At 61.4% G+C, this 20,456-nt stretch carries 17 protein-coding genes; 10 read left to right on the forward strand and 7 right to left on the reverse strand.

Annotated elements, in window-relative coordinates; all coding sequences use genetic code 11:
* Positions 1-173: 173 nt before the first annotated feature.
* Positions 174-1,055: a murein L,D-transpeptidase catalytic domain family protein gene (locus MON38_RS19490; protein ID WP_241937835.1), complete on the forward strand. Its 882-nt coding sequence runs from the start codon at positions 174-176 to the stop codon at positions 1,053-1,055.
* 148 nt (positions 1,056-1,203) lie between these two features.
* Positions 1,204-2,052 carry a murein L,D-transpeptidase catalytic domain family protein gene (locus MON38_RS19495; RefSeq protein ID WP_241937836.1) on the forward strand — a complete coding sequence of 283 codons (849 nt, stop codon included), beginning with the start codon at positions 1,204-1,206 and terminating at the stop codon, positions 2,050-2,052.
* Between the two features lie 88 nt (positions 2,053-2,140).
* Here the strand turns inward: MON38_RS19495 and MON38_RS19500 are convergent, their stop codons facing one another.
* Complete coding sequence (locus MON38_RS19500; protein ID WP_241937837.1) at positions 2,141-2,932, reverse strand: T9SS type A sorting domain-containing protein; 792 nt, start codon at positions 2,930-2,932, stop codon at positions 2,141-2,143.
* A 438-nt stretch (positions 2,933-3,370) separates the two neighbouring features.
* Between MON38_RS19500 and MON38_RS19505 the strand changes: the two genes are divergently transcribed.
* Complete coding sequence (locus tag MON38_RS19505) at positions 3,371-4,759, forward strand: MFS transporter (protein WP_241937838.1); 1,389 nt, start codon at positions 3,371-3,373, stop codon at positions 4,757-4,759.
* A gap of 15 nt (positions 4,760-4,774) precedes the next feature.
* Here MON38_RS19505 and MON38_RS19510 read toward each other — a convergent pair whose 3' ends face one another.
* The 3 genes from MON38_RS19510 to MON38_RS19520 form a co-directional block, all read right to left on the reverse strand.
* On the reverse strand, positions 4,775-5,839 hold the full coding sequence (locus tag MON38_RS19510; protein WP_241937839.1) for an Ldh family oxidoreductase: 1,065 nt from the start codon (positions 5,837-5,839) through the stop codon (positions 4,775-4,777).
* 167 nt (positions 5,840-6,006) lie between these two features.
* Positions 6,007-6,960, reverse strand: a complete 954-nt coding sequence (locus MON38_RS19515) for a Ppx/GppA phosphatase family protein (protein WP_241937840.1) — start codon at positions 6,958-6,960, stop codon at positions 6,007-6,009.
* 105 nt (positions 6,961-7,065) lie between these two features.
* Positions 7,066-7,950 carry a class I SAM-dependent methyltransferase gene (locus MON38_RS19520; protein ID WP_241937841.1) on the reverse strand — a complete coding sequence of 295 codons (885 nt, stop codon included), beginning with the start codon at positions 7,948-7,950 and terminating at the stop codon, positions 7,066-7,068.
* 185 nt (positions 7,951-8,135) lie between these two features.
* On the opposite strand from MON38_RS19520, the gene MON38_RS19525 reads away from it, so the two are divergent.
* From MON38_RS19525 to dapF, 3 genes are all read left to right on the forward strand, one after another.
* The gene (locus MON38_RS19525) at positions 8,136-8,624 is read left to right on the forward strand and encodes a DinB family protein (protein ID WP_241937842.1); all 489 of its coding nucleotides are present in this window, start codon (positions 8,136-8,138) and stop codon (positions 8,622-8,624) included.
* A gap of 104 nt (positions 8,625-8,728) precedes the next feature.
* Positions 8,729-10,549, forward strand: a complete 1,821-nt coding sequence (locus MON38_RS19530) for a peptidoglycan D,D-transpeptidase FtsI family protein (protein WP_241937843.1) — start codon at positions 8,729-8,731, stop codon at positions 10,547-10,549.
* A gap of 174 nt (positions 10,550-10,723) precedes the next feature.
* A complete protein-coding gene (gene dapF, locus MON38_RS19535; RefSeq protein ID WP_241937844.1) occupies positions 10,724-11,521 on the forward strand; it encodes a diaminopimelate epimerase in 798 nt (265 codons plus the stop codon).
* 75 nt (positions 11,522-11,596) lie between these two features.
* Here the strand turns inward: dapF and MON38_RS19540 are convergent, their stop codons facing one another.
* The 3 genes from MON38_RS19540 to MON38_RS19550 all read right to left on the reverse strand — a co-directional run bounded on the left by MON38_RS19540 (position 11,597) and on the right by MON38_RS19550 (position 13,315).
* Entirely contained in the window at positions 11,597-12,277 is a 681-nt protein-coding gene (locus tag MON38_RS19540; RefSeq protein ID WP_241937845.1) for a type 1 glutamine amidotransferase domain-containing protein, read from the reverse strand.
* Between the two features lie 104 nt (positions 12,278-12,381).
* Positions 12,382-12,819 (reverse strand): organic hydroperoxide resistance protein, encoded by a 438-nt coding sequence (locus MON38_RS19545; RefSeq protein ID WP_241937846.1) that lies wholly within the window; start codon positions 12,817-12,819, stop codon positions 12,382-12,384.
* A 43-nt stretch (positions 12,820-12,862) separates the two neighbouring features.
* Positions 12,863-13,315, reverse strand: coding sequence for a MarR family winged helix-turn-helix transcriptional regulator (locus tag MON38_RS19550; protein WP_277881573.1), 453 nt, complete (start codon positions 13,313-13,315; stop codon positions 12,863-12,865).
* Between the two features lie 106 nt (positions 13,316-13,421).
* Between MON38_RS19550 and MON38_RS19555 the strand changes: the two genes are divergently transcribed.
* The 4 genes from MON38_RS19555 to secA all read left to right on the forward strand — a co-directional run bounded on the left by MON38_RS19555 (position 13,422) and on the right by secA (position 20,314).
* Positions 13,422-13,949 (forward strand): GNAT family N-acetyltransferase, encoded by a 528-nt coding sequence (locus MON38_RS19555; RefSeq protein WP_241937847.1) that lies wholly within the window; start codon positions 13,422-13,424, stop codon positions 13,947-13,949.
* Positions 13,950-14,113: 164 nt separating this feature from the next.
* Positions 14,114-15,418: a glycosyltransferase family 1 protein gene (locus MON38_RS19560; protein WP_241937848.1), complete on the forward strand. Its 1,305-nt coding sequence runs from the start codon at positions 14,114-14,116 to the stop codon at positions 15,416-15,418.
* Between the two features lie 69 nt (positions 15,419-15,487).
* Positions 15,488-16,666 carry a UDP-galactopyranose mutase gene (gene glf, locus MON38_RS19565; RefSeq protein WP_241937849.1) on the forward strand — a complete coding sequence of 393 codons (1,179 nt, stop codon included), beginning with the start codon at positions 15,488-15,490 and terminating at the stop codon, positions 16,664-16,666.
* 243 nt (positions 16,667-16,909) lie between these two features.
* The gene (gene secA, locus MON38_RS19570) at positions 16,910-20,314 is read left to right on the forward strand and encodes a preprotein translocase subunit SecA (protein WP_241937850.1); all 3,405 of its coding nucleotides are present in this window, start codon (positions 16,910-16,912) and stop codon (positions 20,312-20,314) included.
* Positions 20,315-20,456 lie beyond the last annotated feature (142 nt).

Genomic DNA, 20,456 nt, shown 5'->3' on the forward strand with positions numbered 1-20,456 from the left:
ATTGCATTTTTTGGATAATTGTGCTATCCGGGTATTTATTGTTCACCAGTTCTTCGCCGAGCTGTAGTGTTGAGCTTCATTGGCGGCTATTCCTCGGCCTAATTTCTTGCCCATGCCGGCCGGCGTGTCGACCAGTAATTGGTCGCTGCGGCAGCATGCCGTAATTTCAGCCCATGGTTAGGTTGAGCGCATCGTGGAGTATTGCCAAAAAGGTCGCTGAAAAGGCGCATGTAGTAAGTTGCCTGGCCGTGGGGCTGCTAGTGGCCTCCTGCCAGCTGCGGGCCGAGGAATCGCAGGTTCCGGGCCGCAATCAGGTATCGGCCGCCGCGCCCCTGGCATCTACCGCGGCATTTGAACCAGCCGTGCCGTTGCCCGATTCGCTCCGCCTCACGCCGGTGCCGGCCCTGACCGCCGTGCCCGATACCCTGCGCCAGGCCATTCAGCAGCTGCACGCTGCCCTTGGCCCCGCCGCCGCTGAGCTGCGCCCGGAGGTGCTGGAGCAGGCTTGCGTGGGCTACCTCACGCTGCACCCCACCGGCCGCATCGAGCGCGCCGGCCTGCTGGCCGTGGCCGATATGGACCTGCCCAACACCACCGAGCGCCTCTGGGTTATCGACCTGAAAGCAGCCAAGGTGCTGCACCGCAGCCTCGTGGCCCACGGCGCGGGCTCGGGCCACCTGCGCGCCCGCCACTTCTCCAACCAGGAATCCTCGGCCTGCACTTCGCTGGGTTTCTACCGCACGGGCGCCACCTACGACGGCATTCACGGCTACTCGCGTCGCATCGAAGGACTCGACAAGGGCCAGAACGCCAATGCCTTCGACCGCTACGTGGTGCTGCACGCCGCCGACTATGCCAGCCCGAAATACGTGCAGCAAAACGGCCACCTGGGCTACAGCCGCGGCTGCCCGGCGCTGCCGCCCGAGCAGTTCAAAGACATCATTGCCACGCTGCGGGTGGGCAGCATGCTGCTCGTGAGCGGCCCCGGCCTGGCCTCGCGCTGGCTCGATGGCGGGGCTGCCGGGCGGCGCTTTGTGCAGCGCGGCTGGCGCTAGCCGGGCGGCCGGGCCGGGCCCGGGGGGAATCATTTGAACAAGCAGGGGGTTTAAGAATAGCCATCGGGATTTGAATCCCGTATAAAGCACCAGAAGCAGTGGTTGCAAGCGCAACAACGGCTTCTGTTCACCATCAGCTACTTCGATTATGCACCAGCACCAGCCCAGCATTGTTCAGCGCAAACGCAAAAGCCTGCGTCGTCAGCGTTTGGCGCGCCGCGTTCTGCCGTTTCTGGCGTCGTTGTTCTTAGCTACGCCGCTGGCCGGCAACATTCAGCAGTCGATGGCCGGCGGCTCGCGCAACGAATTGCGCATGCCTAAAATGGATTTTTCGCCCAAAGCCCAGTTTGACCAAACGCTGCGCGCTACCTACAACGCCCTTGGGGCCGAGCAGGAAGGGCTGCGTTTTGAAACCTTTGCCAAAGCCATGACCGGCTACCTCAACCTGCGCCAAGCCGGCAAGCTGGCCGAGGATAAGCAGACGCTGACGGTGGTCGACTTTGACCTGCCCAGCACCGAAAAGCGCCTCTGGGTGCTCGATTTGGCTAAAAACGAAATTCTGTTCCACACGCTCGTGGCCCACGGCCACAACTCGGGTGAGAACGAAGCCACGAACTTTTCCAACACCGACCAGAGCAACATGAGCAGCCTGGGCTTCTATGCCACGGGCGGCGAATACGAGGGCAAGCACGGCCACTCGCTCCGTCTCGAAGGCCTGGACGAAGGCTACAATACCAACGCCGCCGCCCGCTCGGTGGTGATGCACGGCGCCGACTACGTGAGCGAGGACTTTATTAAGCAAAACGGCCGTTTGGGCCGCAGCCTCGGCTGCCCGGCCCTGCCAATGGACCAGTATTCGCAGATTATTGATGCCGTGAATGGCGGCACCTGCCTGTTCCTGAACAAGTCGAACGCTGGCTATACTTCGCAGTATCTGAACCAGGACGTGGCCATTGCTGCTCTGGTGCCGCAGGCGCACACCGGTCAGGTATCATAGCAACTTAGTGGCGCCAACGCGCTGAACGGCAACGGGTCCCACGTAGCAATACGTGGCACCAGTTGCCGTTCAGCGCGTTGTTGAAGTATTATTCCCGAATTAGTTTTCGGTACAAGCACGCACCGTTTGGCTGTTGCAACTCCAGCAAATACATCCCGGGGGCCAGTGCTTGGCTGCTGATGAAAGCGGTGCCGGTGACGACGCCAGAGTCGAGGCGTCGGCCGGTTGCATCCAGTAATTGGTAGCGGGCAGCTCCTTGCAGTGTCCAGCCAGTGGTAGCCGGGTTTGGAAACACCAAAACTTCGGCAGCTGCCTGCCGAACTGCTCCTGCCAGTGCCTGCGAGGCTTGGCCATAAAAATTGACGGTGCTGGTGCCACTGCCGTAGTAGCTGGCTTTGACGTTGAACCACCAGTAGCGCCACCGGCCGGCGGTGTTTTTCCGGATAACGACATATCCAGGCTGGCCGTCGCGAAAAAAGCCCCGCCCACCAAGGCCGCCGTTCCCAAGCACGGTGTATGCCACGTAGCCCCCGTTCGTCGCCCACCGCACGGCCCGCGAAATGGGCTGCCCGGCCTGGTACCGGTGAGCACTGTCGTACTCCATGGAATCGAGGGCTAATTCTAGGCCGACGGCGGGCGTAACGTAAAACGTTCGGATAGTAGGCATCCCTTGGGTGCTCGCATAAGAATTCGAGTCGGTAAACGTGAGGTCCGGCTGGGCGTCTCCGTCAACGTCAATTGCCAAGGCGTCAGGATTGGCAGCCGGTTGCCAGTTCAGAGCAACGGTAGGGGCACTGGCCGGATGCACCACCTGCCCGACTGCGGCGAAAGTAGTCAGCAGCCCTGCGCAAGTTGACAAAGTCGACGCGGAAAGGTTCATTGAGCACTAAGGGTTAAAGGTGGTATCGGAAAGATAATGATAAACAGCGCGTCGCCGTGTAGTAAGGCACTGGCGGCAATACTAGGCTGGTTTGGACCGGCTTTCAGTACAAAGGTTAGCTGTCGCCGCTGTTGGAACGTTCTGCTCCGAAAACCGTGGGTTTGGGTCCGCAAATAATACTGGTATTCTCAGTGTATGCGCTGTGCTGTTGATAGATATGCCCGATGGCAGTGTTGGCGTTGTAAAAAGCATTGGCCACCCGCTAACCGAACAGCAACCGCCGCCGAACCGTGGGCATCAAGCTTTTGCTTTCGCCAACCTTGGAACCCAAGTGGGAGTATTGAGGCGATAACCTCGACGCTGTGGGCCAGTTGCCCACACGAACAAGCCGAGTAGTAATTCTTTCATGCTTTTGGCCCTCTCGGGCCGCTCCATGGTATGGCGCATTCCATCGCATTGGCCGGTAAGCGGCGCAGCATCCGCGCGCTGGCTCCGCTGAACCTGTTTCTGGCCGATGTGCGCGATGGTGTGGGGCCGTACCTGGCCATTTACCTGCTTTCGGTGCGGCACTGGCAGCCGGGCAGCATCGGGCTGGCCATGTCGCTGCCCGGGCTGGTGGCGGTGCTGCTCCAAACGCCCGCCGGCTCGCTGGTCGATACCTCCACGCACAAGCGGCGGCTGCTGGTGCTGGCCTCGGTGGTAGTAGCGGCGAGCTGCGTGGCGGCCGTCACGTTCGTGTCGCCGCCCGTCATTTACGCAACCCAGATGCTGACCGGGGCGGCTACTACCATTTACGCGCCGGTGGTGGCGGCCATCACGCTGGGGCTGGTGGGGCACCGCCGCTTCGCGCAGCAAACCGGCCACAACGAGGCCTGGAACCACGGCGGCAACGTGCTGGCGGCCGTGCTGGCCGGCCTCATCGGCTACTACTGGCGCTACGAAGGCATCTTCTACCTCGTGGCCCTGATGTGCGCGCTGGGCAGCTGGTCGGCCCTCCGCATCAACCCGAAGGACATCGACAACGACCTCGCCCGGGGCAAGGGAGCCGATAATCCACAAACCGACGAAATTGAAACGGCTAAAGATGCTTCTGCTGCAAAAGAATCAGCCGCTGCAAAACCTGCTACCGAAACCGAGGATTCTGCAGGTGCCAAAGCTGCGTCTGGAACCGACCCGGCGGCGACCGAAAAGGGCGTTGAGCAAACCGCCGGTTTCCGGCAGGTGCTGGGCAACCCGCGCATTTTGCGCTTCGCCATTGCGGTGGTGCTGTTTCACTTCGCCAATGCGGCCATGCTGCCGCTGGTGGGCCAGAAGCTGGCCTTGAGCAACCAGAAAGCTTCCGCGCTGTTCATGTCGGCTTGCATCATCGTGGCGCAGCTGGTGATGATTCCGGTAGCCGCCTGGGTGAGCCGGCGCGCGCCGGACGCGGGCCGCAAGCCGGTTTTCCTGCTGGCGTTTGCGGTGCTGCCGGTGCGCGGCGTGCTCTACACGCTCAGCAACAACGCCTATTTTCTGGTGGGCGTGCAGGTGCTGGATGGATTGGCAGGCGGCATTTTCGGCGTTATCAGCGTGATTATGATTGCCGACCTCACGCGGGGCACCGGGCGCTTCAACTTCGTGCAGGGCGCTATTGCCACGGCGCTGGGCATTGGGGCCTCGCTAAGCACGGTGGGGGCGGGGTATCTGGTGCAGCACTTTGGCTACCGCGTGGGTTTTCTGGCGCTGGCCGCCGTGGCGGCGGTGGCGCTGGCCTTCTTCTGGTTTTTCGTCGAAGAATCGAACCCCGCGAAAAATGAAGCAATAAAAGGCGAATTGCAGGCGGCGTAAAGACGGGAGCGCGCCCTACAGTTTCACCCCAAACTTTGCCCCCACGCCTTCCAAATCATGCACCACGGTATCCAGCAGCGGGATGCCATCCAGCAGGCGGTGCGCGGCTATTTCGCGCTCCGGGTCGCCGGGGATGAGGACGTGTTTGCCTTCCACAGCCTGCGCGTTGCGGAAGGTGGTAATCCAGTTATCCATGTGGGCCTTGAACTCGTCGGCGGGCCGGAAGGCATCGACGCGCATGGCCCCGAAAAAGTGGCCCAGGCCCTGGCCCACGGGGTTGGCCGAAGGCTGCAGAAAGGCCACGAACGGCGGCACCCACGGCCCGTAGTTGGCCCCCGAAAGCACGGCCGAGAAGATGTCGACCACCGCGCCCAAACCGTAGCCTTTGTGCGAGCCGGTGGCCCCGCCCAAGGGTAGCAAGGCGCCGCCGTTTTTCACGGCATTGGCGTCGGTGCTGGGCTGGCCGTCGGCGGTTTGGGCCCAGCCTTCGGGCAGGGGCAGGCCTTTGCGCTGCGCAATTTCGAGCTTGCCGTTGGCGGCGGTGGTGGTGGCCATATCGAGCACGAAATCGGGCTGTTCGCCGGCGGGCACGGCCACGGCAATGGGGTTGGTACCGAGCAATCTATCCAGCGAATACGTGGGCGCGACCAGCGGCGAGGCGTTGGTCATGGCAATGCCCATCATGTCGTGCGCCAGGGGCAGCATGGCATGGTAGCCGGCAATGCCGAAATGGTTGGAGTTCTTCACCGAAACCCAGCCGGTACCCACTTGCTGGGCCTTTTCGATGGCCACGCGCATGGCTTTGGGGCCCACCACGAGGCCGAGGCCGCCGTCGCCATCCACAACAGCAGTACTGGGTGTCTCATACGTCACACCCACGCGGGGCGTGGCGTTGATGCGGCCGGCCTCCCACAGCCGAACGTAGCCCACGAGGCGAGCCACGCCGTGCGAGTCCACGCCGCGCAGGTCGGCCGAGAGCAGGGTTTCGGTGGCCAGCGTGGCATCTTCCTCCGGGCAGCCAATGCTGCGGAAAACGCTTTCGGTGAAGGTGAAAAGCTGGCTGTAGGAGAAGGTGGGCATTTGGGGGGACTTAGGTAATTAGGGTCTTCGGGACTTAATAAGAACGTCATGCTGAGCGCAGCCGAAGCATCTCTACCGCGTAACCAATCCCGACGATTGGGCTTACTGCTGCACGCGAGATGCTTCGACTGCGCTCAGCATGACGTGCTGAACTTGCTCCGAAAATGCTAGACCGCCAGCATTTCCGCTAACAGTCCTTCTTTCAAAGCATAGGCCGAAGTGCGGATAAGCGTGATTTCCGCAATGCCGAGCACGAAATCGATGAGCACGGCGGCCACTACCAGCATGTCGGCCCGCATGGGCAGGATGCCGGGCAGGGCCTTGCGCTGCTCGTGGTTGCCGCTCAGCAAATGCCGGTAGCTGGTCTGGAAAGATTCCAGCGCGAGCTCGGTGCAGGGCGGCAGCTGGCTTTCAGTGCGCAGCTCACCGATTTGCATGTCGGCCAGGCTGTCGAAGCTGCCCGAGGCACCCACGAGGCTGGCGGGGCGGTAGCGCCGCACAGCTTCGATGAGCGGCTCGAGCACGGTGGCGAGGTAGCGCTGCTCGGCCTCCACGGCCTCGGCGGGAAACACGCCGCTGGGGTCGGGGAAAAACTTGTCGAGCAGGCGCTGGGCCCCGATTTCGAAGCTTTGCTTCCAGAAAATGGTGTGCTGGCTGGCGATGATGAACTCAACGGAGCCGCCGCCGATGTCCATAATCAGCTGCGCTTCTTCGCCCAAATCCACTGCTTGGCGCACGCCCTGGCAGATGAGCTCAGCCTCGCGCTCGCCGGGAATGACGTTGACTTGAATGCCGGTTTGCTCGAAGATGTCGCGCACCAGCTCGGGGCCGTTTTTCGTCACGCGCATGGCGCTGGTGGCCGTGGCGCGCACTTCGCTCACATTGTGCAGCTCCATCTCTTCCTTAAAGCCGGCCAGCGTGTGCAGGGCCCGGTCGTAGGCCGCCGGGGCGATGATGCCCTGGCTGATACCGCCTTCGCCGAGGCGCACGCCGGCTTTGGTGCGCAGGATGACCAGCGGCTTTTCGCCGGGCACGGTGGGCATTTCCACGATGAGTAGGTGGAAGGTGTTAGTGCCCAAATCAATGAGCGCGAGGCGGCGATGGGCGTGCGGGGTGTGCATGTAAGGAAGTAGCGCGAACTTGTAGTCCGCGAGTTTAGCAAAGCGAGTGGGCAATACGGCTATTGGGCAGGCGCGGACTAAAAGTCCCTGCCGGGTACGACCGCGCTACGTGGCAAACCGGCAGAACGTGCCCAGCGGCAGCTTGCGCTGGCCGGCGTCGTGCAGGTAAATCTCGCCCAGCTCGCGCACGGCCTTCGGGCCAGGGAAAATGGCGGTGGTCAGGTTATCCAGAATCAGGGCCGAGAAACCCAGCGAGTACAGGTTCACCACGAAGAAATGGTCCTCGGGGTCGAGCAGCTGCTGGCTGAGCTTGAGCATCTCGTTTAGCTCGTCTTCGAGCTGCCATTTTTCGCCGTTGGGGCCGCGGCCGTAGGCAGGCGGGTCGAGGATGAGGCCCTGGTATTTACTGCCGCGCTTCACCTCGCGCCGCACGTACTTCATGGCGTCTTCTACGAGCCAGCGCACGCCGTCGAGCTGGCTGGCTTCCATGTTGTCGCGGGCCCAGAAGTTCACCTGCTTCACCGAATCGAGGTGCGTCACGTCGGCCCCGGCGGCGCGGGCGGCCAGCGTGGCGGCCCCCGTGTAGGCAAACAGGTTCAGCACGCGCGGCAGTTTGGCGCGGCGCTTTCGCGTCTGGTTGTAAATGAACTGCCAGTTGGGGTCCTGCTCCGGGAACAGGCCCACGTGCTTGAACGACGACAGACCGAGGCGGAATTTCAATTTCAGACCATCGGGCCGCTCGTAGGCAATCACCCACTGCTCGGGCATGCTGGGCTTGAGGCGCCACTGGCCTTTTTCGGTGGAGCCGGGGGCGCGGGCGAAGGCGGCATCGGCCTTTTCCCACTCCTTGAGCGGCAGGTGCGGGTCCCAAATAGCCTGGGGCTCCGGCCGGGCGAGAATGTATTTACCGAAACGCTCCAGCTTCTGGAAGTTGCCGGAATCAATCAGCTCGTAGTCGGGCCAGGGGGAGGTGGTGAGGAAGTCGTACATAAGCAGGCCGCAAAGGTAGGGGCCCTGCCCGGTAGGGCGGGGTTGGGTAGGGCAGGTTGCCTGCTGTAGAGACGCGACACTTTGCGTCTCGGCATTGAACAGACGCCACGATACGACCACCTGCACTTTCGAAAGCGGCGCACGTAAAACACATCCTGCTCACCACCACCATTTCTCCACCCGCTATGCCTGAAATTACTCGCCTGCTCGACCAGCTCCGCCGCGCTTTCGATGGCGAGCCATGGTCCGGTCCCTCGCTGCTGGATACTCTTAAGGACCTGACTGCTGCGCAAGCCGCCCGGCAGCCCATTGCCAATGCCCACAGCATCTGGGAAATCACGTGCCACGCCGGGGTGTGGGCCGAGGTAGCCCGCCGCCGGCTGGTCGAAGGCAGCTTGGTGCAGGTGAGCGATGCCGAGGATTGGCCATCACCCCCCGAAAACCCCACCGAAGCCGACTGGCAAGCCGTGCTGGCTGGCTTGCGCACGGCGCACGAGCAGCTGCTGGCCGCCGCGGCAACTGTTTCCGATGAAACCCTTGACCGGCCCATCAATACCACCATCGATGCACAAGTGGGCTATGGCTCCTCCATCTACGTGACCCTGCACGGCGTGGCGCAACATTACCTCTACCACACCGGGCAGATTGCACTGTTGCGCAAAGCAGTGACCTAACCCCAAAGTTGAAATTCCGGCCCGCAGCCCGGCTTCGTGAGGTCGCAGGCCCCGTTCATCGAAGCCGGTGGGCCAACCCGCTGGCAGAACAGTAGCTTTGCCGGATGCTGTCTGCCAACCGCAAGAAGTTAGCTGCATTATTCGTTTTCCTGCTGGCCGGGCTCGTCCTGGTGCTGTGGTGGCGACGCGTGCCGGTGCCCGGTGTGGGCGTCATGCTGCCGCACGATACGTACACGCCGCGTCGTGAAGCTTTCTGGCCGCACCGGGGCCGGATTCTCGACCGCAACGACTCGGTGCTGGCCTACACCGGCGCGCGCTACCTTCTGGTGCTGCCATCCTGGGGCCGCCTCGATTCAGCTCGCCTCAACCGTTTGCTGGGCTGGCCCGATAGCGCCTTCGAGTACCGCAGCCGCGACCTGCGCCGCCGCGAATTGCCCTTGCAACTGGATTTAACAGTTGCTGAATACGACCTGCTGCGCCGCCACCAGCGCGAGTGGCCCACGCTCAAGCTGCGCGAATACACGGCCCGCAATTACACCACGCACGTGGCCGCGCCCGTGCTAGGCTACGCCTACGCCAATGCCCAGCCCTTCCTGTACCAGGCGCAACGGCTGGCGCGGGGCCGCTTCTACCGCCTGCGCAACGGCGGCCTCGAAACCTACTACAACGGCCTGCTGAAAGGCAGTTTCGGGGCCTACCATCCCCTGGTGGACGTGCTGAACCACTCCCACGGCACCTGGGCCACCGACACCACCTACCACCCCGGCCAGGACCTGCACCTTAGCCTCGACACCGAGCTACAGGCCTACGCCGAGCGCATCATGCGCGAACGCAAGGGCTACATCGTGGCCCTCGACCCCGCTACGGGCGAAATCCTCTGCTACGTTTCGGCCCCGACCTACGACCCCGCCACCATCACCGCTCTCAGCCGGGGCCGCGAGCGCAGCGCCCTGCTGCTGGCCGAAGACATGCCGCTGCTCAACCGCGCCGCGCTGCAGGCCAGCCCGCCGGGCTCGGTGTTCAAGCTGGTGAACGCGGCGGTGGCCCTGCAGTTGGGCGGCATTACCGCCGAAACAGGCTTCCGCTGCGACCAGTCGCTCATCAACTGTGTGCACGAACACCCCAACGCCCGCAACCTTACCCAGGCCCTCAAATACAGCTGCAATCCCTACTTCTACCAGGTAATGCGCAACGTGGTGAATAACGTGCCCGACACGCTGGTGCAGCCCGTGGATACCTGCGCCCAGCGCCACCTGAACCTGGCCGCCTGGACGCGCCACGTCCGGTCCTTCGGCCTCGATACGCTGCTGGGCGTCGATTTGCCCCAGGAGCGCCCCGGCTTCATCCCCACGCCGGCTTACTATGACAAGCGCCGCGGCCGCTGCGGCTGGACCTACGGCAGCATCTATTCCCTCAGCATCGGCCAGGGCGAAATCAACCTCACCGGCCTGCAAATGGCCAACGTGCAAGCCATCATCGCCAACCGCGGCTACTACTACATCCCGCATTTCGTGCGCAGCGTGGGCAGCAGCGGCCCGCTGCCCCGCTTCCGGCAACTGCACCGCACGTTGGTCGATAGCGTCCACTTTGCCGAGCTCATCCCCGGCATGGTGGCCGCGCTGCGCCGCGGCGGCACCGCCGAACTGGCCAACCTCGACGACGTAGGCATTGCCGTAGCCGGCAAAACCGGTACGGTGCAAAACGACGAGGGCGACGACCACGCCACCTTTGCCGGCTTCGCCCCGGCCGAAAAGCCCAAAATCGTGGTGGCCGTCTACATCGAAAACGCTGGTTTCGGTGGCCTCTCCGCCGCCCCCTGCGCCGCCCTGATTATGGAGAAATACCTGCGCGGCAAAATCGCCAAAAAGCGCAAGCGCTGGGAAAACTGGCTCCGTTGCGGCGATTTGGCCGGGCAGGGCCATTGAGGAACGAAATGCCGGGGTAGCGGTTTCTTTGTGGTCGTCATGCTGTAGAACGTCATGCTGAGCGCAGCCGAAGCATCTCTACCGCGCAAGTAATCAATTTGCTATTGCAGTAGAGATGCTTCGGCTGCGCTCAGCATGACGTTTCTTTTCGATTGAAGCTATCAATTTTCCCAAATGCAATTCCACAAATACCAGGGCACCGGCAACGACTTCGTGATGATTGACGACCGTACCCGCGCCTTCGACGAAACCGACCACGCCCTGATTGCCCACCTCTGCCACCGTCGCTTCGGCATCGGGGCCGATGGGCTGATTCTGCTGCGCAACAAGCCCGATTTCGATTTCGAAATGGTGTACTTCAACGCCGATGGCCGCCCCAGTTCCATGTGCGGCAACGGTGGCCGCTGCACCGTGGCTTTTGCCAAGCATTTGGGTTTAATAAGCTCCGAAACCCATTTCCTGGCCGTCGACGGCCCCCACGATGCCCGCGTGGAAGCCGATGGCACCGTACGCCTGCGCATGATTGACGTGAACGCGCCCATCGAAGCCGGAGTGGGGGAGGACGACGTATTTCTGCACACCGGCTCGCCCCACCACATTCACTTCCTCGACCCTGAGGAACACCCCGCGCTGGCCGAGTTCGACGTGTACGGCACTGGCCACGACATCCGCCACGACCAGGCCTACGACCCTGCCGGCACCAACGTCAACTTCGTCGAAATCCCCGCCGACCCCGCCCACGCCTGGCCCGTGCGCACCTACGAGCGCGGCGTCGAAAACGAAACCCTGAGCTGCGGCACCGGCGTCACGGCCGTCGCGCTGGCCGCCTCGCAGCGCGGCGCGACCTCGCCCGTGCGTCTGCAAACCATGGGCGGCGAGTTGGAAGTAAGCTTCGAAACCCGCCCCGATGGCGGCTTCGCCAACGTGTGGCTGAGCGGCCCGGCGGTGCGTGTATTTGGCGGCGAGGTGTAAGCGCACTGGTTCTAATGCACAAAAAAGGCCTTCTGCTGGTGCGGAAGGCCTTTTTTGTGGCTGGATGGCGTTAGCTTACTTCGCCAGCATCTTCAGCAACTCTTGCGCCGCCGGCTCCGATGAGGCCGGGTTCTGGCCCGTAATCAGGTTGCCGGCCGTTACCACGTAAGGCTGCCAGTCGGCACCTTTCGAGTAGTTGCCGCCGTTTTCTTTCAGCATGTCTTCCACCAGGAAAGGCACCACGTTGGTCAACTGCACGGCCTCTTCTTCGGTGTTCGTGAAGCCGGCTACCGACTTGCCTTTTACCAGCGGCTCGCCGTTGGCGGCCTTCACGTGGTGCAGCACGCCGGGGGCGTGGCACACCAGCGCCAGCGGCTTGCCGGCCGCAAAAGTGCTTTCGATGAGCGCAATGGACTGCTTATCCTCGGCCAAATCCCACAGCGGGCCGTGGCCGCCGGGGTAAAACACAGCGTCAAAATCCTCGGCCTTGATGGTGTCGAGCGTCACCGTATTGGCCAGCGCTTTCTGGGCGGCAGGGTCTTTTTTGAAACGCTCGGTGGCTTCGGTCTGGGCCCCGGGCTCGTCGCTTTTGGGGTCGAGGGGCGGCTGGCCGCCTTTGGGCGAAGCGAGGGTAATATCCGCCCCGGCATCCACGAAAGTGTAGTAGGGCGCGGCGAATTCTTCGAGCCAGAAACCGGTTTTGTGGCCGGTGTTGCCGAGCTGGTCGTGCGAGGTCAGAATCAAGACGATTTTCATAGCATTGGGGGTTAAAAAATGAATGGCAATACTGCCGAAAACGACAAGGCCCCGGCGTAGACCGAGGCCTTGTCAGAAGTAACTAAAAACGGAACCAGCCGCGCTTAGGCGTTGGTCGTGGTGGTGATGTTCACCTCGATGTTGCCGCGCGTGGCACGCGAGTAGGGGCAGATGCCGTGGGCGGCTTCCACCAGCTCCTCGGCTTGCTTCTGCTCGATGCCGGGGATGTTCACATGCAAGTCGGCCGAGATGCCGAAGCCGCCGTCTTCGGCCTTGCCGAAGCCGATGAGGGCTTCCACACTCACATTTTCCAGCTTCACTTTGGCCTGGCGGGCCGCCACGCCCAGTGCGCCCTCAAAGCAGGCCGAATAGCCGGCGGCGAACAGTTGCTCGGGGTTGGTAGCACCGGCTTTGCCGGGGCCGCCCATTTCCTTGGGTGTGCTCAGTTCGAGGTCGAGCACGTTGTTGTTGGTGCTGATACGGCCGTCGCGGCCGCCCTTCGTGGCCAGGGCCTGGGCGGTGAAGATTTTTTCGATTTTCATCGGTAATCGGTAAGAAAAAATGGGTAAGAAAAATTGCAAGCCCTTAGGCCAGCTGGGTAAGTAAATGGGTAAGGTGGGCGCGCAAAGCCACAATTTCAGCTTCCGGCATGTGCATCTTATTAAGCATCTGCATTGGGATTTGCTGGGCCTGGGCTTCCAAGGCCCTACCCGCCGGCAGTAGCCCGATGATGACCGAACGTTCGTCGCGCGGGTCGCGGCGGCGGCTCAGCCACTGCTTTTGCTCCATGCGCTTGAGCAGCGGCGTGAGCGTGCCCGAATCGAGCAGCAGCTTTTCTCCCAGCTCCTTCACCGTCAGTTGCTCGTGTTCCCACAGCAGCAGAAACACGAGGTACTGCGGGTACGTCAGGTCGAGGGCGTGCAATAGCGGCTGGTAGGCCTTGGTAATGAGACGTGACACGGCGTAAACCGGAAAGCAAATCTGGCTTTCCAGCTTCAGCAGCGAGTTCTTGGCGGATGGGGTAGGGGAGGTGGCCATGCGGTTTCGAATAGGATAAGCTGAAATGGTTGTGTAATGTTTGATTGTGTACAATTTATTTCTCAAAAATATTCCTGGCAAGCCTTTCCAATACCTTTATCCCACCATGCACCTGCGCGCCCTCGAACCCGACGACCTCGAATTTCTCTACGCCCTCGAAAACGACCCCGACATCTGGGGCGTGTCCGATACGCTCGCGCCGGTGTCGCGCCACGCCCTGCGCGAATACCTGGAACACGCCACCGCTGATTTCTACGTAGTGCGCCAGCTGCGGCTCGTGATTACTACTGAGATTGGCAGCCCGGCCGTGGGCGTAATCGACCTGTTCGACTACGACCCGCTGCACCAGCGGGCCGGCGTGGGCATCACCATTCTGGCCGCCGAGCGCCGCCACGGCTACGCCCGCCAGGCCCTGGCGCTGCTTCAACACCACGCCCGCAACGTGCTACGCCTGCACCAGATTTACGCCACCGTAGGCGCGGATAATTCGGCGAGTTTGAAGCTGTTTCGCGCCGCTGGCTTCCGGCGCGTGGGCACCCGGTACGGCTGGCTGCGCACCGCGCAGGGCTGGGCCGATGCCGTGGAATGGCAATGCCTGCTGCACAGTCCAACAACGATAGAGGAATTGGCGTAAGGGTATATCTGATTGATAAAGTGAAGAATCGGTGAATGCTTAGCAAAGTAAGCCGGGCTATATCCTTTGGCCGGCGGGCTCCGTATAGGGTAGCAAGCGTCCCAGCTGGTTAGGTAGAAAGTCCCTCCAGCGCGGCGCGAAACTCCTTTTTCCTGCTATTTTTCATGCCCCCTTCTTCGACGGTGGAAGCGTCTGCACGCACTTCCGCCACCGCTGTCCGGCCCAGCGAATCAGCCGCCGAAAACCCTTCCACTTATTCTTTGCCCGATTTGGTGTGCTTCGCGCACCTGCATTGGGATTTTGTGTGGCAGCGCCCGCAGCACCTCATGTCGCGCTTCGCCCAGCAGGGCCGGGTGTTCTACGTCGAAGATGCCTTTTACCACAACGACGACCTCATCGAGCCGCACGTTGAAATCAAGGACCGCGACAACGGCGTGAAAGTGGTGGTAGTGCACCTGCCCCAGCGCCTGCGCGCCGACGAGGAAGCCGCCGACCAGGCCCAGTTCGAAGTGCTGAGCCACTACTTCAGCGAGCAGGGCGTTACCAATTACATCTTCTGGTACTACACGCCCATGGCGTTGGGCAAGTCGCGTCAGTTCACGCCCAAGCTCACCGTGTATGACTGCATGGATGAGCTGGCCGCCTTCAAATTCGCCCCGCCCGAGTTGAAGAAGCGCGAGCAGGAGCTGTTCACCAAGGCCGACCTCGTGTTCACCGGCGGCCACACGCTCTACGAATCGAAGCGCGAGCAGCATCCCGACGCGCACCCTTTCCCCAGCAGCATCGACAAGGCCCACTTTGGCCAAGCCCGCGGCCCGATGGCCGAGCCCGCCGACCAGGCCGGCATTGCGCACCCGCGCATCGGCTTCTTCGGCGTGGTGGATGAGCGGCTGGACATTGAATTGCTGCGTCAGCTGTCGCAGAATCATCCGGAATGGCAATTTGTCATCATCGGGCCGGTGGTGAAGATTGACCCTGCCACGCTGCCCCGCACCGCCAACGTGCACTACCTCGGCGGCAAGGATTATAAGGAACTGCCCGCCTATTTGAAGGGTTGGGATGTGGCGACGCTGTTGTTTGCTGATAACGAAAGCACCAAATTCATCTCGCCCACCAAAACCCCCGAGTACCTCGCCGCCGGCAACGCCGTGGTAAGTACGCCCATCCGCGACGTGGTGCGGCCTTACGGCGACCTCGACCTGGTGCACATCGCCGATAACGCCGCCGATTTTGGCAAGGCCATCGAAAAGGCCCTTGTGCAGCACCACGATGCCGACTGGCGCCAGCGCACCGACGACTACCTGGCCACCATATCGTGGGACCAGACCTGGCAGCAGATGGTGGACCTGATGCAGGCCCGCCTCGCGGCCAAAACTCCCGACGCGGCCACCACCACCCAGGCCCACGAGCCGCTGATGGCCACCAAAGTGCCGGAAGTGACGCTGCCGCCCATCATGCCAGCCCGCTAGCTGGCCCTTTTACTCCGTCAATTCCCTTCTGAATCGTTCTTCCTTACTCACATCCATACCCTACGCACCATGTTTGACTATCTTATCGTTGGGGCCGGTTTCGCCGGCAGCGTGCTGGCCGAGCGGCTGGCGACCCGCAGCAACAAAAAAGTCCTCATCGTTGACAAGCGCAGCCACATTGCCGGCAATGCCTACGACCACTACAACGAGGAAGGCATTCTGGTGCACAAATACGGCCCGCACATCTTTCACACCAACTCGAAAGACGTGTTCGAATACCTCGGCAACTTCACCGACTGGCGCCCCTACGAGCACCGCGTGCTCGCCTCGGTAGACGGCCAGATGGTGCCCATGCCCATCAACCTCGACACCATCAACAAGCTGTATGGCCTGAACCTGACCAGCTTTGAAGTAGAGGAGTTTTTCGCCTCGGTGGCCGAGCCGGTTGATGTTGTAAAGACGTCGGAAGACGTGGTGGTGAGCAAAGTGGGCCGTGAGCTTTACAACAAGTTCTTCAAGAACTACACCAACAAGCAGTGGGGCCTCGACCCCTCGCAACTCGATAAATCAGTGACTAGCCGCGTGCCCACTCGCACCAACCGCGACGACCGGTACTTCACCGACACTTACCAGGCCATGCCCTTGCACGGCTACACCCGGATGTTCGAGAAAATGCTCGACCACCCGAACATCAAGGTGATGCTGAACACGGACTACCACGAGATTATGGATTTCATTCCCTTCAAGGAAATGATTTTCACGGGACCCGTGGACGAGTATTTTGACTTCAAATTTGGCAAACTGCCCTACCGCTCGCTCGAGTTCAAGCACGAAACGCTGAACAAGGAGAAGCATCTGGCCGCCCCGGTGGTGAACTACCCCAACGACAACCTCTACACGCGCATCACCGAGTTTAAGGCCCTCACGGGCCAGGAGCACCCCAAAACGGCCCTCGTGTACGAGTACCCGCAGGCCGAAGGTGACCCGTACTACCCCATCCCGATGCCCGAAAACGCCGAGCTGTACAACAAGTACAAGAAGCTGGCCGACGAAACGCCTAACGTGCACTTCGTGGGCCGCCTCGCTACCTACAAGTATTACAATATGGACCAGGTAGTGGCCCAGGCCCTCACGCTGTACAAGAAGCTGACGGAGAAAGAGAAGTCTACCTCGCCGGTGCTGCCGGCCATCTCGGGCAGCTCGTCGCTGGTGGAGAAGCTAGTGAGCCGCTCGCCGCAGCAGGAGTAGCGCTGTAGCGAACAAGCAGAACGTCATGCAGAGCGCAGCGAAGCATCTTTACCGCAGTCACTAATCCTCTCGATTGGATTGCGTCGCACGGGCAAGATGCTTCGCTGCGCTCTGCATGACGTTCTTCGACTGCAACGAAAAGCCCCGCCAATTTGGCGGGGCTTTTTGTTTTGGGACGGTTTTAGCAGAACGCTCCGTAAATTTGAGGTGCGCGCAAACGCATTTCGCTATAAAAACTACCTGATGTTTGACTTCCTAGGCAAGACCGTCGCCAAAATATTCGGCTCCAAGTCGGAGCGTGATTTAAAGGAAATCACGCCCTACGTGGCGCTGATTAATGCCGAATATGCCAAACTGGCCGGCTTGACTGATGACCAGCTGCGCGCGCAAACCGACGTGGTGCGCGCCCGCATCGCCGAGCGCCTCGCCGGCCTCGACGGCCAGATTGCCAGCCTGCACCAGCAAATTGAGTCGCAGCCCCAGTTGGACGTGGCTGCCAAAGAAGGCCTCTTCGAGCAGATTGACGCGCTGGAAAAGCAGCGCAACAAGGACCTCGAAGCCGTGCTGCTGGAGGTGCTGCCTGCCGCTTTCGCCATCGTGAAGGATACCGCCCGCCGCTACAAGGAAAACGGCCAGCTGGTGGTAACCGCTAACGCCCGCGACCGCGAGTACGCCACCACCCACACCAACTGCCAGATTGTGGGCGACCAAGCCATCTGGGCCAACAAGTGGACCGCCGCCGGGGCCGAAATCACTTGGGACATGGTGCACTACGATGTGCAATTGATGGGCGGCGCGGTGCTGCACATGGGCAAAATTGCCGAGATGGCCACCGGTGAAGGCAAAACGCTGGTTTCGACTCTGCCCTCTTTCCTGAACGCGCTGTCGAAGCGAGGCGTGCACCTGGTGACGGTGAACGACTACCTGGCCAAGCGTGACTCGGAGTGGAACGCGCCGCTGTTCGAGTTTCACGGCATCACAGTGGACTGCATCGACAAGCACCAGCCCAACACGCCGGAGCGTCGTGCCGCGTACCAGGCCGACATCACCTACGGCACCAACAACGAATTCGGCTTCGATTACCTGCGCGACAACATGGCGCGCGACCCCGAGGAACTGGTGCAGCGCAAGCACCACTTCGCGATGGTCGACGAAGTGGACTCCGTGCTGATTGACGATGCGCGGACGCCGCTCATCATCTCCGGCCCGGTGCCGCGCGGTGATGTGCACGAGTTTTACCAGCTCAAGCCACGCATTCAGCGCTTGGTAGACGAGCAGAAGAAGGTGGTGCAGAACTACCTCGTGCAGGCCCGCAAGCTGATTGCCGAAGGCAAAACCGGCGTGGAAGAGGGTGATAAAAACGGTGAGGGTGGCCTCATGCTGTTCCGCGCCCACCGCGGCTTGCCCAAGAGCAAGCCGCTTATCAAGTACCTCTCCGAGCCCGGCATCCGGGCGGTGCTGCAAGCCACCGAAAACCATTACCTGGCCGACAACTCGCGCCAGATGCCCAAGGCCGACGAGCCGCTGTTCTTCACCATTGACGAGAAGAACAACCAGATTGAATTGACCGAGAAAGGCATTGACCTGATTACGGCGCAGGGCGAAGACCCCAAGCTGTTCATCATGCCCGACATCGGCATGGCTATTGCCGACATCGAGAAAAACGCCGCGCTGTCGGCCGAAGAGAAGCTGCATCAGAAAGACAAGCTGATGAGCGACTACAACGAGAAAAGCGAGCGGGTGCACACCGTGAACCAGCTGCTGAAGGCTTACACGCTGTTCGAGAAGGATGACCAGTACATCCTGACCGACGACGGCAAGGTGAAAATCGTGGACGAGCAGACCGGCCGCGTAATGGAAGGCCGCCGCTACTCCGACGGCCTGCACCAGGCCATTGAGGCCAAGGAAAACGTGCGCGTGGAAGACGCGACGCAGACCTACGCCACTGTGACGCTGCAGAACTACTTCCGCATGTACCACAAGCTGTGCGGCATGACCGGCACGGCCGAAACCGAAGCCGGCGAGTTCTGGGAAATCTATAAGCTCGACGTGGTGGTGATTCCGACCAACCGCGGCATTCAGCGCAAGGACTCGGATGACCAGGTGTACAAGACGGTGCGTGAGAAATACAACGCCGTGGCCCTCGAAATCCAGAAGCTGGTGGAAGCCGGTCGCCCGGTGCTGGTGGGTACGACTTCGGTGGAGATTTCGGAGCTGATGTCGCGCATGCTCAAGCTGCGCGGCATTCCGCACCAGGTGCTCAACGCCAAGCAGAACCAGCGTGAGGCCGAGATTGTGGCCGCCGCCGGCTACCCCGGCACCGTGACCATCGCCACCAACATGGCCGGCCGCGGTACCGACATCAAGCTGCGTGAAACCTCGAAAGAGTCAGGTGGCCTGGCCATTATTGGCACCGAGCGCCACGAATCGCGCCGGGTAGACCGTCAGCTGCGGGGCCGCGCCGGCCGCCAGGGCGACCCGGGTACCTCGCAGTTCTTTGTATCGCTGGAGGACAACCTGATGCGTTTGTTCGGCTCGGACCGGATTGCCAAGCTGATGGACCGCATGGGCATGGAAGAAGGGGAAGTGATTCAGCACTCGATGATTACCAACTCCATCGAGCGCGCCCAGAAGAAAGTGGAGGAGAATAACTTCGGCACCCGCAAGCGCCTGCTGGAGTACGACGACGTGATGAACGCCCAGCGCGAGGTGGTGTACAAGCGCCGCCGCAACGCCCTGCACGGCGACCGCATGGAAGTCGACATCCTGAACATGGTGTACGACGTGAGCGAAGACATCGCCGCCGGCCACAAAATCACGGGCGACTTCGAGGATTTCAAGCTGAACATCATCAAGGTATTCGGCTACGACACCTACATCACGGCGCAGGAGTTGACGTCGCTGCAGCTGCCGGCACTGACGCAGAAGCTGTACGACGAGGCGCTGGGCTACTTCCAGAGCAAGAACGAGCACATCGCCACCAACGCGATGCCGCTCATCAACGACTTGCTGAGCCAGAACGCGCCTTACGAGAACATCGCCGTGCCCTTCACCGACGGCAAGAAGCAGGTGCAGGCCATTGCCAACCTGAAGCGCGCCCAGGCCACCGGCGGCCACGACATTCTGCGCCAGATGGAGAAGGTGGTGGTGCTATCTGTGATTGATACGGCCTGGACTCAGCACCTTCGCCAGATGGACGACCTGAAGCAGGTGGTGCAAAACGCAGTGTACGAGCAAAAGGACCCGCTGCTGGTGTACAAGTTCGAGAGCTTCGAGCTGTTTAAGCGCATGATTGGCAAGGTGAACGAGGAAACCGCCACCTTCCTCTTCCACGCCGACGTGCCGGTGAATACCAGCATGGTGGGCACCAACGACGAGCCCGACTACTACCTCGAAGACGAGGAGCAGCCCACCGGTTTCACCGTGGAGCACGAAGACATGCTGCACTCGCTGGGCGCCGGCCCTGAGGACATGGGCCCGCAGGACCAGCCCGCTGCCGTGAAGCAAACCCCGGTGCGCAGCCAGAAAGTGGCTAACCGCAACGACAAGGTGAACGTGCAGTACATGGACGGCCGCGTGGTGCGCGACGTGAAGTACAAATCCGTGGAGCAGGACGTGGTGGACGGCCGCGCCGTGCTGGTGGACTAACGGACTTGCCTTATAAATGTATACGGGAACGCCCCGGCCGGTTGGTCGGGGCGTTTTTTATTGCCATCGGCGTAATATCTTTATTTCCTAAATGGCAGCCAATTCTTGTTGCCTGCAGCAGTTGTTATATGAGCCCCATATT

This window comes from Hymenobacter cyanobacteriorum, from assembly GCF_022631375.1.
In the GTDB taxonomy this organism is placed as follows: Bacteria; Bacteroidota; Bacteroidia; order Cytophagales; family Hymenobacteraceae; genus Hymenobacter; species Hymenobacter cyanobacteriorum.

Excerpts from the sequence above, each read along its gene's own strand:
- MON38_RS19510 (WP_241937839.1), bottom strand. The coding sequence starts at position 5,839 with ATGCCCACCTTCTCCTACAGCCAGCTTTTCACCTTCACCGAAAGCGTT.
- MON38_RS19555 (WP_241937847.1), top strand. The coding sequence starts at position 13,422 with ATGCACCTGCGCGCCCTCGAACCCGACGACCTCGAATTTCTCTACGCC.
- MON38_RS19540 (WP_241937845.1), bottom strand. The coding sequence starts at position 12,277 with ATGAAAATCGTCTTGATTCTGACCTCGCACGACCAGCTCGGCAACACC.
- MON38_RS19515 (WP_241937840.1), bottom strand. The coding sequence starts at position 6,960 with ATGCACACCCCGCACGCCCATCGCCGCCTCGCGCTCATTGATTTGGGC.
- MON38_RS19505 (WP_241937838.1), top strand. The coding sequence starts at position 3,371 with ATGGCGCATTCCATCGCATTGGCCGGTAAGCGGCGCAGCATCCGCGCG.
- MON38_RS19525 (WP_241937842.1), top strand. The coding sequence starts at position 8,136 with ATGCCTGAAATTACTCGCCTGCTCGACCAGCTCCGCCGCGCTTTCGAT.
- MON38_RS19560 (WP_241937848.1), top strand. The coding sequence starts at position 14,114 with ATGCCCCCTTCTTCGACGGTGGAAGCGTCTGCACGCACTTCCGCCACC.
- dapF (WP_241937844.1), top strand. The coding sequence starts at position 10,724 with ATGCAATTCCACAAATACCAGGGCACCGGCAACGACTTCGTGATGATT.
- MON38_RS19495 (WP_241937836.1), top strand. The coding sequence starts at position 1,204 with ATGCACCAGCACCAGCCCAGCATTGTTCAGCGCAAACGCAAAAGCCTG.
- MON38_RS19490 (WP_241937835.1), top strand. The coding sequence starts at position 174 with ATGGTTAGGTTGAGCGCATCGTGGAGTATTGCCAAAAAGGTCGCTGAA.
- secA (WP_241937850.1), top strand. The coding sequence starts at position 16,910 with ATGTTTGACTTCCTAGGCAAGACCGTCGCCAAAATATTCGGCTCCAAG.
- MON38_RS19520 (WP_241937841.1), bottom strand. The coding sequence starts at position 7,950 with ATGTACGACTTCCTCACCACCTCCCCCTGGCCCGACTACGAGCTGATT.
- MON38_RS19550 (WP_277881573.1), bottom strand. The coding sequence starts at position 13,315 with ATGGCCACCTCCCCTACCCCATCCGCCAAGAACTCGCTGCTGAAGCTG.
- MON38_RS19545 (WP_241937846.1), bottom strand. The coding sequence starts at position 12,819 with ATGAAAATCGAAAAAATCTTCACCGCCCAGGCCCTGGCCACGAAGGGC.
- MON38_RS19530 (WP_241937843.1), top strand. The coding sequence starts at position 8,729 with ATGCTGTCTGCCAACCGCAAGAAGTTAGCTGCATTATTCGTTTTCCTG.
- MON38_RS19500 (WP_241937837.1), bottom strand. The coding sequence starts at position 2,932 with ATGAACCTTTCCGCGTCGACTTTGTCAACTTGCGCAGGGCTGCTGACT.
- glf (WP_241937849.1), top strand. The coding sequence starts at position 15,488 with ATGTTTGACTATCTTATCGTTGGGGCCGGTTTCGCCGGCAGCGTGCTG.